This window comes from Xanthomonas sp. CFBP 7698 (assembly GCF_003600855.1).
In the GTDB taxonomy this organism is placed as follows: Bacteria; Pseudomonadota; Gammaproteobacteria; order Xanthomonadales; family Xanthomonadaceae; genus Xanthomonas; species Xanthomonas cannabis.
On the sequence record NZ_PRDN01000001.1, the window covers coordinates 241346 to 257146 of the forward strand.

The window sequence follows — 15801 nt, forward strand, 5'->3', positions numbered from 1 at the left end:
ATCAATATCCGGTGACGTCGAGTATGGGAGCGCGCACCCAGGCTTGGCCGTACTGGCCAGGAGCAGGGAATGGGGTGCCATTCGCGCCCGTTTGGGAAAAGTTTCCGGTGTCGATTGCACTGATGCTGGCAACATTGCCGTTGATGTTGACGACCCCCTTGCGCCACACCACGCTCACCAGCCATTGCGGCCCGCCGCCAACGACGCCACCAACGGCCAGCATGATGTTGCCTGCCGATCCAGCAAGCGCCGCGTATGTGCGACCTGCAGGAAGGGTGATCGACCCGCCTTGATTGGCATTGCCCTGCAGCAGCCCGCGCACTTTCATGTACTTGAGTGTCGCATCGAAATGCACCTCATCGGTGTCGGGATTGGTAATCACCAAGTAGTCTCGGCGCCCGAAGTTCGGATAGTCGAAAACTATGGCAGTGAAGCTACCGCTGGTGGTGAAGCCGGTGAACGTGAAGCTGTTCCCGCTCTGTGTTCGCGTTGCAAGCGCGGCGTTGCTCTCACCCAAGAACGCGAGAACTGGATTGGTGCCGGAAACGGTCAGGCTCCATGTCTTGAGCACGCCACTGCCGGCAGGCGTGATCGTTTGTTTCGACGCCATCGCCAGGTTCTTCCACGTTTCGGATATCACTACTCGGTTTGGACCGGCCTCGAAGATTGCATAAGCCATCAAAACCTCCCGTAGAACAGGGTGCCGCCGGCGCGGGCGGTATTGGCAGAGTCAGGCGAACTCCAGCTGATCGCATTGCCGTTGTCGCTCAAGATCGGCAGCAGCGCGCTCCCCGCGCTGCTATCTGCCACGAACCAGTAGTACAGCTGGTTGGCGCTCCCTGTGACCGGCACCGGCACAGACCCATTGCTGCCGCTGGCGATGGCGACCGCACCCATGTGCTGCGTCAGCAGGTCCGAGTCGGGCTGATCGGTTACCTGCAGCAGCACGACGCCGGTGTCGGCGTCGTTGATGATCAGGACGTTGGTCATGTCACTCCATACCCAAGAGCAACCACACGGCGACCGTTGGGCGCGTAGGCGTAGAACTTCCCGCCGACGAACTCGTTGCGACCGCCACCCGGTGTGGCGCCGATGATTTCCACCACGTCCGCAGAGAACGTGATCTTGCCGATGAGCCCATTATTGTAAGAGCGCATGCCGATCACCTTGCCAGTGACGTCCAGCGCCCACGTGTAAGACGCGTAGTAGCTGGCGATGCCGTTCTCATTGACACTCATCCGTGCTTCCAGCGATTGCGTGGCGGACGCCTGTTCTAGAACTGAAGTGTCATCAGTCCACAACGTGGCGACCAGCCCCGGCTCCACCTTGAGCTGCCTGAAGTACGTTGGACCCGGAGTTCCTTCAACGATCAGCCGGACCAATAACCGAGTCGTGCCCGAGGGTGCGTTAACGCTTATTTGGAATCTCTTCCAGACAAGCCAGCTGCCAGAATCGGCAGCAACTGACACGGCTCCGATCAAGCCCGAGGCGTTGTACGCACCGATCTCCAGTCTCGACACCCCATTACCATTGGTTTTTAGGATGTCCCCCGACAATGTGTAGATGCCGGCAGGCGTGTCGTTTACGAACTGCTCCGCTGCGGCCCCGCCAGACGTGGCGGGCATCACCAGGTAAGGACCGTTCAACGCGTTATTGAACAGGACCGCTCCCGCAGGTAGCACCCAGCTCGAAGACCCTCGGGCAAAGGTGGGATTCTTCAGCATGTTGGCGTTGATGTTGGTCTTCGCCACCACGGCCGTGACTGCGGTGCTGGTGGCGTTGGCCTGATTGCCCACCTGCTGCACCTGCGAGCTCAGCGCGTTGAGCGCCGAGGTGTCGGCTTTGCCAGCCACTGCTGCGTTCGTCGCTTCAATGCGTTGGCCCAGCGCCTGATCACCGCTGATGCGCGCCTGATCTACAGCATTCACACCTGCGGAAGTTGCGAGAAGGCCGACGCCGGACGGCATGCGCGTCTCCACCACGCCGACCCGCTGCGCCATCGCCTCGTTGCGCCGGACCGCCGCCTCATCCACTTCCGTGACTCTCGCCACCGTCTCCAGGGCACCGTTACCGGCCGGCATGCGGCCCTCTACAGTTCCGACGCGCCGGCCTAGCGCTGTGTCGGCATTTGTCAGTGCCGTGAACCCCTCTGATACCCATGCGGATGGAGCAAGCTGCCCGTCGCCCGCAGGTAGGCGGGCAATCACCCCTGATAGCCGGGTGACCTCTGCCGCCAGGTTGTTCGCCGTCTGCGTCGCCATGTCGACCGCGGCGGCCATCGCCTCGCCTGCGCTCGCGTAGTTGCCGACGTTCTGCCAAGTGGCAGCGTTGCCGGTCGGCACCACACCGGAGTTGGCCACGAGCGCCCGATACAGCCGGCCGTCATAGCGCACGAAGTCGCCCGCGGGATATGAACCCGTGGAGGTCCACTCGTCCGCGTTGACCAGGTCGCCCAGCGCAGCGTTAAGCGCGTCCGCGTGTGCGATTGCATCCTCACGCGCCTTGTTTGCTGCCGCCAGTGCGGCCTCGGCAGTCTGGCGATTGCGCTCTGCGGCCTCCAGGAAGCCCTGCCGGACCTCTTCGGTGGTCTGATTGATCGCCTGCTGCATCTCCTCCTGCAGTTCGCCCAGGTTCTTGCCCAGCGTCTTGGTGACGTACTTAGCAGCCAACGACAGCGTGCCGTTGGTGTTGCGCGCGCGGATGGCGAACGTCCACTTGCCCGAGGACGGGATGGGCGAGTCGAATGCGCCGGTGTGGTAGCCGCTGTCCCCGACCGGCGTCATGGCCTCCCACGCCGGCATCGGCGCGCCCTGCTCCGGGGCTTGGGCGTAGCGGATCTCCGCGCCGGCCAGGTTGGCCGACTGGATGGTGTCGTTCCAGAAACCCCAGGTGTAGCGCCGGATGCCGCCGGAGATCTCCTCTACGTCGAACAGGTCGTAATTGACCGGCGGTGCGTCGGCGCCGATGGTCGTGAAGATCAGCGAGGCACCGATACCCATCTGCCCCTCCGGGCCGAACGGGCGCACGTTGATCGTGTAGGTGCCGGCGCGCGGGATGCGCCACCGCGCCGTACGGGTGCGCGTCTGCGCCACTTCCTGCAGCTCGCCGTTGCCATCCGACGCCGAAGCGTAGACCACTGCGTGATCGAACGGGCCGGTGATGTCGAAGGTCGCCACCAAGTCCGTCGCGGTGACGTCGCCGATGGTGACCTGGTCCTCGCCGATCGCAAGATTGCTGACGATCGGGCGCGTGGCTAGCGATGAGCCACTCTCTGGCGGCTGGTACACACCCGTCTTGACGTAGGTCCAGAACTCCGGCGACTCCGGCACCACGCTGATGCTGGCGCCCTTCAGATCGCTCTCCGGCTCGATCGCGACCACGCGGCCGACGTAGCCTGGCGTGGTCTTGAAGTCGTAGATCCAGATGGTGTCGTGCGCTGGATTGTCCTGCCAGCCGCCAGAAACCATGGCGTCGTCATAGCCTTCGCCAGGCAACGCAGCGTCATCTGGCCACTCCTCCACCAGCTGGATGGTGTCGGTCGCTTCGGTAAAGCTGCGCACGCGGAACGTGCGGTAAACGGCTTCCCCAGGAATTCGCAGGCCGATGAACGCATTGCCCGATGCGGGCGGCGGCACCGGCTCGTCCAGCGTCAGGGTGACCGTGCCCAGCAGCGGGCTGCGCTCGGCTGCAACGATCCGCCCGCCGAAGCCCCACTGCGTGACGTCGTGGGACAAGGCCACCTTGGCGAGTCGCCGGACCGTCAGATACTCGGTATCTAGCGCAAAACTGATGTCCTTGTACTGGAAAAGGCTCTGGCCTAGGTGGTAGCGGGCCAGTTCCGCCGCATGCTGCTCCCGGGTGATACCTTCCCCAGTCAAACGCGCCGGACTGAGCATATCTTCGACTTCGACGCCAGGCGCCGCTACACGCACCATCTCGACCTTCTGCGTCGTGCTGTCGAAATAGCTGTATTCGATGCCGTCAGCCGCGTTAGCCAGCGTGTAGTCGACAGCAAAGCTGCCTTTTTTCATCGTGGCCATGTTGACCACGCCCGACAACGGCTGTTCGTCCGCGGCCCACACCACCGACAAGCGACCACCGGCCCAGGTGATTTGCCCCATACCGGCAAGAGCAATCGCCTGTAGCACCTCGTCGTGCGTGCGCTCTTCTGTCAACCAGTAGTCGTAGGTGTAGCCGTTCGCCTCACAGTGCGCCATGAAGCCCTGCAGCGACTCGATGTCGATTTCCTCATCGCTCTTGCCCATGCCGCCGATGAGCCTGCCGTTCTGGTCGTAATAGCCGCGCGCGTACTTGAGGATATGTGCGCCGTTGTTGCTGGTTTCCTCGTTCACCCAGTTTCCGTTACGCCACAACGGGATCGGTGCGGCGACGTGCTCTGCACGCAACTCGTCGGGCTGGCCGTTGAGCTGGCCGGTGCCCTTCATCAGGATGCCGCTGCGCGAAATACCGGCGTAAGTCGCGGTGTCAGCCTGCACGCTGCCCATCGTCGACCATTGAAAGTCGTTGCGCTGAGTGTTTTCCCCCTCGTAGTTGCCCTGCCCGAGGATGCGTACACGCACGTCGTATTGGCCCTTGGCCACATCTGCCGACACGGTTGCACGCTTGCTCACGTCGAGCTGGTCGCCCGTGAACGTCTGCGTGGTCAGGGTGGCCCAGATCCCCGTGCCCGCCGGCGCGTACTGCACCTGCACGGTCTCCGACACGTTGTACTTCTTGCCGGAAGTGCCCACGCCGCCCAGCACGTATTCCAGGTTGATCTGGATGCGTACGGTGTCGGCACTGGTGGTGCGGGTGACGAAGTCGGCCGTATCCGGTAGCTCGCCACCGTCGGTGGTGTCGACATTGCTGTACAGCGGAATGGTTTCATCCGGCATCTCGCTATAGCCGGAGTGATAGACGCTCACTCCCTCATAGCTGGACAGCGGCGTGCCCGCATTGGTGAACACGCCCACCCGGCCAACGCCGATGCCCGGCGTCAGCACCATTCCAACGTACTGGTTGTCGCCCTCGTAGAAGGTGTAGGGCTTGCTCGCGAAGTCGGGGGCGATCAGCATGCGGCCGAATAGCAGGCCCAGCGGCTCATAGGGGCGCAAGCGGTTGCGCGGCGCCCCTAAGCTGTAGACGGTGCCCGCCGTGCTCGGCCCAGCAGGGCTCTCGACCTTAGGCCCGAGCGTTTTATTGATCAGGATCGAGCCAGCCACAAAGGCTGCCGTGTATGCGACGGCCGCACCGGTGGTACCCAAACCCGCAGCCCATGTCGCGCCGGCACCACCAGTGAAGTAGATCAGCGCGGCCATCGCCACGATGTACAGCGCGTTTCTGCCGACCGCGCCGCGCACTTCGATGACCTGGCCGTCCTTCGGGAAGACGTGCGGCCACAGATGGCGCGGTACGACACGGCCACCAATCGACACTGACCATTCGCCCTGATCCAGATCAATCACGTGGCGATGCAGGAAATCGCACAGGCGCTCACCCGGCTGCAGATCCATCGCAATGTGGCGCTGCCCTTCCAGGGTGACCGGATGCGGTGTCAGCACAAGCTGACCGTCCCTCGCAGGCGTGGTCATCAGACCCATGTGTAATACCCCTCGATCCTTGCGCCGTAATCCGGCAGCTCGCGCGCCCGGTGCAGCCAGCTGCTGCCGAGCGCGCTGGTTGTGTGAAGCACCCAACCCTCATGGGCCAGGTAAAAGAAGATGCCGACGTGGCCGGGCCGGCTTTGGCCCTTGTCAAACATCAGCACCAGGTCGCCATCGACCGGTGTGGCAGTGGGTGCTGCATACACGCGAGACAATTCGCCGAGTACCACCTGCCCCTCTGCACCGCGTGGGCGCCGGGCAGGCATCTGCACCTCCCGGCCGAACAGCTCACGCTGCACTTGCACGACCAGGTCGGCGCAGTCGTAGTTATCGGCGTCGTATGGGATGTTTAGGAAACGCTCAACCTCACGCGCCCGCATCAGAAGATCCCCGGCAGCACGTGCGGGTTCGCGCGTAGCTTCACCGCCTGCTGGCGCATGAAGAAGTCCACTCCGATCTGCGCGGTGATCAGCGGGCCAGCTGCGCGCACCTGGGTGAGCGGCAGGTAGAACCGCCGAGCGATAACATCGGGTTGCGCGCGATCGGTGATCAGCACGCGGCACATCACCATCTCGTTTGGCTGCAGGTGCTCCAGGTCATCGGTAATGCCGCGACCGGCGTTGTCGAGTTCCAGCTGCGCCCGTGGCGTCTGCCCAGCCGCGTCCGGGGGCGGGGTGAAGCGGAACTGATAACCCATGTACGTATTGCCGTTGCTCACCCAATCCTGCGTGTCGTTGGCAATCCGTAGGACCGCACCGAACGATGGCGCCGTCATCTCCAGCAGCTCCAGCGGGCCGTCCGTGTCCGTCACCCGCTGGCGGCGCTCCGTAAACGTGCTCATCGCAGGTACTCGATTACCGTCTGCCGGGTTGCAGATGTGAACATTGGATTGCGCGGCTGCAACCGTCCAATAGCGCCACCCTTGATGCATGCCTTGATCGGCACGCCGGTGCGTGGGTGCAACATCGTGAAGTACCCGACCTTCTTAATCACATCGAAGTACCAAACATCGAAGGCAGCCATGTCGGCCTTTGACCGAAACAGCAATGTGCACGACAACTCAACCATGTCGCGGGAGTTCAGGAGGCGTTGCTTCGGAACACCACGCTCCATTTCCGTGCGCTCTACAGATGGCTGCGGCTCTTCACCAAAATCGCTGACCATGATTCCGACGTACGCTGGGAACTCAGCCATCAGCGCCGGTCCTGCACGTTCAAACGTGACTTTGTCGCGGCATAGAAAGGACCAGAACCGGCGCTCATATTGCCGGCGAGGCGCCCTTCGATTTGTTTGAACAGCACCTCGACATCGGTACCGCCAGTGCTATTGCCGCGTGTACTGACTTGCGGCTGGCTCGGCGCGCCGATGATGTTGACGTTGACCTGCGAGCCACCGCCAACACTCCCGCCAGCCGCTGCAGCACCGGCTGGGATGACAACACCGTCCGAACCTGGCATGAGGTAGGTACGATTCCCCTGACGCAGCAACTCCGGCCGTCCGCCTTCGGTCACTTCGTACATTCGATCCCGGCTGACGCCGCCACCAACGGAACGCCCACCTCCAAACCCGAAGAGATTGCGCCCTGTGAACCCCTCCATATTGTTGCCGAACCCGGTCGTGCTACCGGCGCCAGTGCCGCCGCCTGTGTAGCTACCTGCGCCGCCACCCAGCAGACTCATACCCGTGGTGAACAACCATTGGATGGCACGATCGGCAAAGAGATCCGCAGCCATGCGTTTCATTCGATCGATCCACCGCCCTGCTGCATCGCCGGCTTCGCCGAAAGAGACAATGGCGTCCGAGGCGAAATCATGGGTCGCAGAACGTAAGTCGCCTAATACCGCCGCGCTTTCGCGTTGACGCTGCAACTGCTCCGTGGCCTGGACGATCGATTGCCCATATGCGCTGTTCGCATCCACGCCGGCCTGTTTCAGGCGGTTGTAAACCTCCAGTTGCTGCGTGTTGAGCAGCAACGCCTGCTGCTCTTCGCCAATGTCTTGCAGCACCTGGATGGCGCCTGCATTCATTTGATCGCGCAATGTTTGCTGGCGTGCCGAGTATTGATCAGTGGAGATCACTCCCGCATCCAGCAGCTCCTGCACCTTCGTCAACGCCTTCGCGTATTCCAATGCAGCCGAAGCACCGCCGCCGCGCAGCTGCGCGGCCATCTCCGCGGTGTCCTCAGCGAACTCGCGCTGGAACTCGGCGATATCCCGGTCGCGGATCTGCTGCGCCAATGCACGCATGGATGCGGTGAATGCGTCGATCTGCGCTGTGGGAACCTTGGCTTTTGCCGCTGTCTCGCTGCGTTCGGCCACCTCAAGCAGGCGCTTGTTGTATTCGTCGATGATGGGGTTGCCGATCTGCTCCAGCTCGGTGTGCCAGCTGCGTAGCGAATCCGACATCTCTGCAGTTGCACGCTTGATGCGCTCGGCCTGGCGGCTCGCTTCTTTTTCATCGACCAACGCCGGCACGGGGCGCCGCTGCTCGGTCAAGACCGGAGAGGCTTCCGGCGCAGCCTGCTGCTTGTAACGAGAGGTGAGTTCGCGCTGGATGGCAACTCGCTCAGCCTCCAAAATCGCAAGTTGCTGCTCACGAAATGTTGATTGGTTGTCGGTTAGCGGCAGCCCGAACACGTTGGACTTCCAGCGCTGCAGGTCATTGCGCTCTGCCTGCACTTTGCCCATGCGTGCATTCAATGCATCGGTGCTGGCCTGCTGGGGATTGCTGCCACTTGCAAGGCCCTGCGCCTCACGCACTTTGGTATACCAAGCGGTCAGTTGCGTGATGCTACCGACCAGCTCGCTGGTGACCTGCGACACCAGCGAAATCACCTGGCCAAATGCAGCTTTGGTCTGCTCGCTCTGCAGCTCACTCGTCAGCCGATTGACTGCAGAGGCTGCACCATCGAGGCTACCGCCCTCGCCAGTCGTGAGGTCATCCAGGCTATTGCGTAGCGCTGCAAGCGATCCGCCGAACGTGTTTCGGGCTGCCTGGGCAGCCCCCTGGTAAGACTCATTGAGGATATCCAGAATGATCCCCTGCGCCTCTGCGGTGCGCCCGGACTGCTCCAGTGCCTTGATGCTGTCGCGCACGCTCTTGGTGAACGCCGCGCCGAAGCCCTGCTGTGCCAGCGCCCCCGCCGCCTTGGTAGGGGATTCAAGCGCGCGGCCCACGATCTCCGCAGAACTCTCCACGCTGATGCCCAGGCGTGCGGCCTGATCGATAGCCACCTGCAGCGCCGGCACAAAGTTACTGGCGACGACGCCACTGTAGGACAGCAGCCGGGTCTGAGCATTGGTGATGTCGCCACCGCTGAATGTACTGGCGCGGGCGATGTTGTCCGCCATTGCGGCCAATTGTTCGGCGCTGAAATTGGCATCCTGCCCCGTCGACTTGAGCACGGCGTTGAGCTGCGCCAACTCGCGTTCGGCGTTCATGGTGTTCCTGATCACCAAGGCCATGCCTGCAGCTACGACCCCGCTGGCGCCAGCAAGCGCGCCGCCCATGATGCTAGCGACCGAGTTGAGTCGATCGCCCAGCGAGCGCACAGCCGGCTCCGCATCGCGCGCTTGCTGCCTGATGCCGGCGATGTGAGCGCTGACCTTTCCGTCATCGCTCACCTCAAACCGCACATTGAAGGTGTTACCGCCCGCCATGCTTATCGTGCTCCCTCTGCCAATGCTCCACATTTGCCTGCACGTATGCCTGCTCGGCCACTTGCAACTGCGCCAGTAGCTGCGGCAGATCGGCACGCGCCAAACCAAGCTCGCTCACACGTGCGCGCAACAGCACCATGCAGTCGGCGTATCGCAATCCAGTCGGCAGACCGCTGGGCGCGTACTGCCACTGCGAGCGGCACCAAAGAAATGCCAGTGCTGCAGGCTCCGCTGAAGGTAGCAAGCGCGGCTGCGAGCAGTCCGAACACACCACAGGACAGCTGCGGCAAGCCTCGCTGGTGAAGCTGTCTCCGAACTCGTTGCCGACATCCCATAGCCGTTCTTCCTCATACCCAGGCGCGGCGCCGGCGCGCCACCGCACCCAGGCGATCAGTTTTTTCTTACGCCCTCGCGGCTCGTGTCGAAGAGCGCGCGGCGGATCGGCTGGAACAGATAGGCCATGGCCAGCAGCGCCTCGAGGTGCTCTTGCGAGAATGGCAACGGCTCGCCCTCCTCATCGGCAAAGCCGCGCCAGTCGTGAGTGCGCCGGAGCACGTCTGCGCGGTCATCAAGGCGCACACGCTGCATGTCGTCGAAGGCATCCTGCAGCTCTGCAGGTTCGGTGCTGGTGGCGGCCCTCTCCAGGAAGGAAGCCGACGTGCGCGTCATGACCTCACGGTCGCGGGCAGCCAGCTCGTCATCGGTATACAAGGTCATCAACAGGTGCACGCGCACAAGCTCCGGCGTCTCGCCATCACCGCCAGGTAGATCCACCGGCACCCACACGCGCCCCAGGTTTGCGAATCGAAACATTCCGCCTTGCTCCTTGTCAGATTGTTGCGCGCTGGTTCTTCAGCACGGCTGTGACGCCAAGCTCACCCGTGGTGCGGTGCGCGACGAAATTGAAGGGCATCTTCAAACCGCGTGGTCCGCTGATTTCCGGAGCGGTCTGGTCGATGGTGGACAACGGAATGGTGATTACCAACGACTCGTTGCCAGCCGTGCCGGCGCCGGTGCCGCGGGTGAGCGACACCTGGATAGCCAGGTCCTGGTCGTTGAGCGCCTTGTTGAGCAGAACCGGCGTGTCGAACTGCGCCACGCCGTCGCCAGTGACGATGGCGAAGCCCTCCGGCAGGCCGTGGCGTTGGCCGCCGTTGTTGATACACCACAGGTCGCCGTCGAGGTCGTTGGACCAGGTAACGTTGAGCGACTCCAGGCACACCTCGGTGGTGCCGCCATCCAACACCAGCGCGAGGTTGCTCACGCCCCACGCTGCATGGCCGGGGTCGGTGGGCGTGGCGTCCAGCGAGGTGGCGATGGTGCCATCGGAGCTGGAACCAAGCAGGTCGATGGTGGCGCTCGGAGTGCCCTGCGTCTGGAACTGGAACTGCGCCTGATTCACGCGGCAACCGCTGTAACGCATGTAGCGACCGGGCGCCGCGATCGCCGCACCGTAGTCCACCTCGAAGGTGATGCCGGCCGGCAGCGGATTGGCCAGGCTGAAGGTATGCGTGTACGGCGACGCGCTGCCGGTGGTGGCCGGCGCGCCGATCAGGTGTTTCAGCCAGAACCCGATACTGCCGGGCGCCAAGCTCACGGTGGCTTGGCCAGCCACCTCGCGGCGGCCCAGCGTGCCACGTGCCTGCCCACGGAAGCCGCTTAGCGTGGGGTCCTGCTCGCGCGCAGCACTCGGCTTCAGGGTAAAGGTCTGGATGTAGATCAGCTCGGCGTCGGGCGTCGCGGGAATCTCGTTGTAGGTGGTCTCGGTGACGGCGATGACGCGGCTCTTGGCGCCGGTGGCCTGTGCCATGGGATTACTCCTGCGCGGGTGCGATGGTGGCGCCGTTGCCCTGCCCGTCCACGCCGGTGGCGGGGCCGGCGGGATCGGACGACAGGGCGGCGGCATTGAACTGTTCCAGCCACACGGCAGCGGTGGCTGCGTCTTCGGCGGTGGCGTACTGGAAGCGCTTGGCACTTACCAGGCGCACAGCCTCGGCCGGCTCCACGCGAACCACGGCGCCGGGCTTGTGCGTGCCGATCTGGCGGATGCCGGGGTGGCTCTCGGCGGTGAAGAAAACGCCGACCAGCGCGTCGGTGGCGGCTGCGGTCTTGGGGGGCATGTCAGGCGTCCCGGTAGATGGTGTGATGCACGCGGACCACGAAGGCGATCCAGTGCGTGGGCGCGCGGAACGCGCGGTCGTTGATCTCATTGGCGACGAAGGCCAGCTGGCAGGTGTCGTCCAGCGACGGGTTGCGGAGCAGCAGTTGCACCAGCGCCGCGGTGATGCCGTCGCGCTGGTCCACCGCGCGGGAGAAATCCTGCTGGTGCCACACCAGCGAGATCTCGATATCAGTCAACCAGTCCTGCTGCGTGCTGTTGACGATCAGGCCGGCCGGGTCGCCACCGCCATTGCTGGCGTCGGCACCGCGCGCGTCGCCCTTTTCGCTGATCCAGCACGGGAAGTTCTCCTGGCCAATCTGCTCGAAGCGGCGGTTGCCCTTGATGACCTTGGGCACCGCAGCCTGGCCGCGCGAGCCGAGCGTCAGCGCCTGCAGCGCGGCGGCCACGTCGGCGTCCTGCTCGAGCAGGCGGTGCAGTGCTTCGCGCGCGGCGGCGATCATGCGCTCACCGCCTGCCACCACGCTGCCTCAGCACGCTCCATGTCGAGCGTCTTGACCGCGTCCTCGAAGTACGGACGGCCGGGGATCGGCCGCGCGTCCTCATTGCCGTAGGGGTGGAAACCCTCATGCAGGGCGCGGGCATATTCGCGGTCATTGCCGATCACCACGCTGTTGTCACCGATCTGCACAGCGAAGCCGCGCAGGAACGCGCCGGTGCGCGCGGGAATGGGGTACGCGCCAGGGGCTGCGCCGGCTGGGCCACGCGCGCGATCGCTGACCCCGGTCTCCATCTGCACAGCGATGTTCCGCAGCATTGCCTGCCGCGCAGCGTGCAGCGTGGACGCGACGACGTTGGGGCTAGGGAAATTGCCCAGGTTGAGGCGGAGCGTCAGCGCCATGCAGCACCTCTGCGCCACGGTCCACGCTCGGCGGCGGCGATGCCGATGGCCGTGCCGGCCGGCTCGCTGGGGTCGATGACCTGCTGCATAAACGTCTCGGCGCATGCCGTTGCACGCTCGGCCTGTGCCTCATATTCGCGGCGGTTGAGGTAATGCATGTTGTCCAGGCTGGTTGCCGCGTTGCTGTCTACGAACGCGGCGCGGCGGCTCCACAGATGCGCCTTGGCCCAGCACAGCTCGGCCGAGCGCAGCGCCTCGCCCTGCGGCGTGTCCACCGCGATGGCGTCGTATTGCGCACCGATGCGGCCGCGCGCCCAGCGTTCGGCACGCTGCAGCAGGCGATCGACGTAGCCGCCGGGTTGTTCCCAGCTGGCCGCATCGTCGCCTGCTGGCGTGCCGAACTGCTCGGCGCGAAAGCCCGCATCGGTGATGTCCTGAATGGTCGCCTTGGCTGCCATGGCTGCGGGCTGGGAATGTGCCCCGCCCTGCTCCGTCAGGCGAACAGCACGCGGCGCACCTGCGAGGTGTCCGCGATAGTGGCGTTGTACTGCATGGTGCCCACCCAGTCCTCGGCGCGCTTATAGATGTCGCGGTTCTTCTCGATCTGCAGGTCCATCCACACGCCGCGGGCGTTGCGGCGCTGCGGCAGCACCAAGTAGTAGCCGGCGTCGTTGGCGGGTACGTAGGTGGTGGCGATCACGCCTGCCACGGTGACCGCCAGCGGGATGCCGTTCTGGTAGCCGACGATCAGGCTGCCCTGCGTGGCCTCCAGCATGCGCAGGATGTAACCGCGCTTCTCCGGGCTGGTGACGATCCACAGAGGCGTATTTGCGCTGACTGCCGTCCCCTTCAACTGCTGCTGGCGGTAGATCGATGCCGCGGCTGCGTTGAGGGTTTCGGTGCCCAGATCATCGCCGGCAATGCGGGCGAAGTTGATACCGGAGCCCAGCGCGGTGAACAGTCCATAGTGCTGCTCGGCCTGGTTCATCCACGCCTTGGCGCGGAACTCGGTGATGATCGCCTCGACGTTCCACCACTTGTTGTAGCGCAGCCAGTCATCCAGCACGCCTGCGCCAGCGCTGTAGGTGACGTACTTCAGCGACACCTCGCTTTCGGTGGGCAGGCGCCAGATCTCGGTCTTTTCGCCCGGTGCGCGCTGCTTGAAGCTCACGCCGAACTCGCCGGTGGCAACCTCGAAGGCATCCTGGTTGCCACCGCGCATGTCCACCAGGCGGAAGAGGTTTGTCCAGCCGGTGTCGATCTCCTGCATGCCCGTGTGGAACCACTGGTCGATGCGCGCGGGGATGTCGCTGCTGACGATGCTGTCAGCGCTGGTGGCGTACTTCACCCGCAGGGCGGCCTTGATGGCGTCCGCCGACAGCTTGGGGCCTTCGCGCATGGCGCTCTTGCCCACCAGGGTGACGGTGGAATCGTTGGCGGCCTTGCCACCCATCAGATCCAGGCACATGCCCGGCAGCGACAGCTCCAGGTCGATGGCCTGCACCAGCGCCTTGCGCTGTTCCTCGCTCTGCGTCGGCAGGCGGGCCAGGTTGTTGAATTTGGCGACTGCGGTCATGTGTCGTGTCCTTGGAAGGCAGGGCCGCCGGTCAGGCGACGGTGTAGGCGTCGAACGCCACCAGCCCGCTCACCGCCGTAGCCGCAGCCTTGGGCTGCAGTGCGTGGCCGAACAGGGTGTTGTTGGTGGCGGTCTTGGTAAGGCGGGCGTTGGTGGCGTCCCAGTACAGGGCGTCGTTCACCGCCCAGGCCACGCCGGTTTCGGCCGGAGCGTTGTCCACTTCGGTCTCGTAGACGAACGCGTTGCGCTCGTTGGCCGCGCGGGTGTTGATGGGGATCAGCGGCTTGCCGCCGATCACCACCGGCACACGGGCCGTGGTCGCATTGGTGTGGGCAAATCCGACGTTCTTGACCAGCTCGCTGGGCGAGGCGATGTTCAGTGCCATGGGACGTTCTCCGAAGGGATGCGAGGCGCGCGCTTACGCGAACGCCGGGTTGATGTCGCCACTGGCGGGATCGGGCGCGCCGCCGCGGCCGCCAGTGGTCGGCGCCGGCATGCGGCCACCCTTGCCCACGCGCTCGGCGTACCGCTTATGCAGCGATTCCAGACGCTCGATGGAGTCACCCGCGTACATGGCCTTGGCAAAGTTCACAGCCTCTTCGTCATCGCCCAGCAGGCCCAGCTGACGCTCGCCGGCCACCACGTCGTCGATCAGGCTCTTGCGGTAGGCGTCGGCGGACTTCACCGCGGCGCCCAGCAGTTCCGGCTTGTCGATGAGGTGAGCGTGGTCACCCAATGCTTTGCGTAGGCTCAGCACGATGTCGTGCGAAGCCTTGCTGGTGGCGTTCTCGGCTTCCAGGACCAGGATGCGGTCCTTGGCGGTGTTAAGTTCTTTCTGCAGGTCCACGTCGTCTTCCTCGGTTCGTTGTGCGCCCTTGACGGCGCGGGCGCCCGGCTGCGCGCCGAGCCAGACCAGCGACGCTTCCAGGGCCTCGCCGGGCCCTACCAGACGCCACGCATTGAGTTCGTTGCCCTGCTCGTCCACCAGGCGCTCGTAGTCCTTGACCGTGCAGCCGATGGACACGTCGCCCACCACACCTGCATCGATCTCCTCGAGCAGGTCGGCATTGCCGGCCGTGCGCACCAAGTAGGCATCGGCCATGAGCAGCACAGCGGTTTCCACGCCGGGCGGGAATTTCAACTCGGGCTCGCGCAGCAGCGTGCGGGCCTCGTCGAGCGACATGCGCTCCAGCTTCGCGGCAAACCAGCGCCCCTTGCCGGGGCCACTGTCGCCATCCCAGCCGCTGGGATGCTTAATGAAAAGGCCCTTGCCGGGCAGCGTGCGGGCGAAGTCGGCCAGCAGTGCTTCATCGAAGCACTCCAGGTCTCGGTCGATGGCGTTGTGCGCGATGGCAAACGTGCGCACGTACAGCTTGTCCGCCGGCATGTCCGCCAGGGTGTACTGGCGGATGGCGGTGAGCTGGTCGGCGCTGGCATCGCCAGCCGACTTGATCGCCAGGTGAAGCCGCTTGTGCTTGTGCGCGCTCACTTCTCGCGCACCGCCCGCACGGGCTTGATGTTGTGGCGGCGCCACTCGGCCTGCGGGATGGTCAGCGGGCCGTCGTACGCCTCGCGATGCCAGTCGGGAGTGGCTTCGGCGGCAGTCGCGGGAGCTTCCGCCGCCCCGCTGGGCGGCGCATCCGAAGCTTGCACCGTGCCCGCGGGCTTGATGGCTGCATCACCCGCTGGCGGTATCGACGGCGGGGTCATGGCGCTAGGGCTCTCGCCGGCCGTGCTCACGCCCGCGGGCTGGCTCGCCTTGGCGATGGCCTCGTCGATGGCAGCCAGCGCGGTCTTGCGGCCACCATCCTTCTCTTTAGCTTCCAGCGCACGCAGCGCGGTGAGCTCATCCGAGGACAGTTCGCCAAGACGCTCGGCCAGCTCGGGCACCGGCAGATTCTGGATCTCAGACAGCTTGGGGTTCGGTTCGCTCACGGAATCCT

The 15801-nt window shown here is 64.5% G+C and carries 17 protein-coding genes; all 17 read right to left on the reverse strand.

Features of this window, described 5'->3' with window-relative positions:
• Position 1 precedes the first annotated feature (1 nt).
• Positions 2–679, reverse strand: coding sequence for a hypothetical protein (locus tag XnspCFBP7698_RS00980; protein ID WP_123137210.1), 678 nt, complete (start codon positions 677–679; stop codon positions 2–4).
• Positions 679–990: a hypothetical protein gene (locus XnspCFBP7698_RS00985; protein WP_104580828.1), complete on the reverse strand. Its 312-nt coding sequence runs from the start codon at positions 988–990 to the stop codon at positions 679–681. Before XnspCFBP7698_RS00985 ends, XnspCFBP7698_RS00980 begins: the two co-directional genes overlap by 1 nt.
• Positions 987–5600, reverse strand: a complete 4614-nt coding sequence (locus XnspCFBP7698_RS00990) for a host specificity factor TipJ family phage tail protein (RefSeq protein ID WP_233548897.1) — start codon at positions 5598–5600, stop codon at positions 987–989. Before XnspCFBP7698_RS00990 ends, XnspCFBP7698_RS00985 begins: the two co-directional genes overlap by 4 nt.
• On the reverse strand, positions 5591–5983 hold the full coding sequence (locus XnspCFBP7698_RS00995; protein ID WP_123137211.1) for a C40 family peptidase: 393 nt from the start codon (positions 5981–5983) through the stop codon (positions 5591–5593). Before XnspCFBP7698_RS00995 ends, XnspCFBP7698_RS00990 begins: the two co-directional genes overlap by 10 nt.
• Positions 5983–6444: a DUF1833 family protein gene (locus XnspCFBP7698_RS01000; protein ID WP_123137212.1), complete on the reverse strand. Its 462-nt coding sequence runs from the start codon at positions 6442–6444 to the stop codon at positions 5983–5985. The genes XnspCFBP7698_RS00995 and XnspCFBP7698_RS01000 overlap by 1 nt, the downstream gene beginning before the upstream one ends.
• A complete protein-coding gene (locus XnspCFBP7698_RS01005) occupies positions 6441–6797 on the reverse strand; it encodes a hypothetical protein (protein ID WP_123137213.1) in 357 nt (118 codons plus the stop codon). Before XnspCFBP7698_RS01005 ends, XnspCFBP7698_RS01000 begins: the two co-directional genes overlap by 4 nt.
• Positions 6797–9262, reverse strand: a complete 2466-nt coding sequence (locus XnspCFBP7698_RS01010; RefSeq protein ID WP_158591096.1) for a phage tail length tape measure family protein — start codon at positions 9260–9262, stop codon at positions 6797–6799. The genes XnspCFBP7698_RS01005 and XnspCFBP7698_RS01010 overlap by 1 nt, the downstream gene beginning before the upstream one ends.
• A 390-nt stretch (positions 9263–9652) precedes the next feature.
• Positions 9653–10075: a hypothetical protein gene (locus XnspCFBP7698_RS01015; RefSeq protein ID WP_123137215.1), complete on the reverse strand. Its 423-nt coding sequence runs from the start codon at positions 10073–10075 to the stop codon at positions 9653–9655.
• Positions 10076–10091: 16 nt separating this feature from the next.
• Entirely contained in the window at positions 10092–11072 is a 981-nt protein-coding gene (locus XnspCFBP7698_RS01020; RefSeq protein WP_123137216.1) for a phage tail tube protein, read from the reverse strand.
• Positions 11073–11076: 4 nt separating this feature from the next.
• The gene (locus XnspCFBP7698_RS01025; RefSeq protein WP_123137217.1) at positions 11077–11382 is read right to left on the reverse strand and encodes a hypothetical protein; all 306 of its coding nucleotides are present in this window, start codon (positions 11380–11382) and stop codon (positions 11077–11079) included.
• Between the two features lies 1 nt (position 11383).
• Positions 11384–11884 carry a hypothetical protein gene (locus XnspCFBP7698_RS01030; protein ID WP_123137218.1) on the reverse strand — a complete coding sequence of 167 codons (501 nt, stop codon included), beginning with the start codon at positions 11882–11884 and terminating at the stop codon, positions 11384–11386.
• A complete protein-coding gene (locus XnspCFBP7698_RS01035) occupies positions 11881–12282 on the reverse strand; it encodes a hypothetical protein (protein ID WP_147423571.1) in 402 nt (133 codons plus the stop codon). The genes XnspCFBP7698_RS01030 and XnspCFBP7698_RS01035 overlap by 4 nt, the downstream gene beginning before the upstream one ends.
• Positions 12273–12740, reverse strand: coding sequence for a hypothetical protein (locus XnspCFBP7698_RS01040; protein ID WP_123137220.1), 468 nt, complete (start codon positions 12738–12740; stop codon positions 12273–12275). The genes XnspCFBP7698_RS01035 and XnspCFBP7698_RS01040 overlap by 10 nt, the downstream gene beginning before the upstream one ends.
• A gap of 35 nt (positions 12741–12775) precedes the next feature.
• Entirely contained in the window at positions 12776–13858 is a 1083-nt protein-coding gene (locus tag XnspCFBP7698_RS01045) for a hypothetical protein (RefSeq protein ID WP_104542776.1), read from the reverse strand.
• Between the two features lie 31 nt (positions 13859–13889).
• Entirely contained in the window at positions 13890–14243 is a 354-nt protein-coding gene (locus tag XnspCFBP7698_RS01050; RefSeq protein WP_123137221.1) for a DUF2190 family protein, read from the reverse strand.
• A 33-nt stretch (positions 14244–14276) separates the two neighbouring features.
• Positions 14277–15245, reverse strand: coding sequence for a hypothetical protein (locus tag XnspCFBP7698_RS01055; RefSeq protein ID WP_147423572.1), 969 nt, complete (start codon positions 15243–15245; stop codon positions 14277–14279).
• A gap of 98 nt (positions 15246–15343) precedes the next feature.
• A complete protein-coding gene (locus XnspCFBP7698_RS01060) occupies positions 15344–15793 on the reverse strand; it encodes a hypothetical protein (protein ID WP_147423573.1) in 450 nt (149 codons plus the stop codon).
• Positions 15794–15801 lie beyond the last annotated feature (8 nt).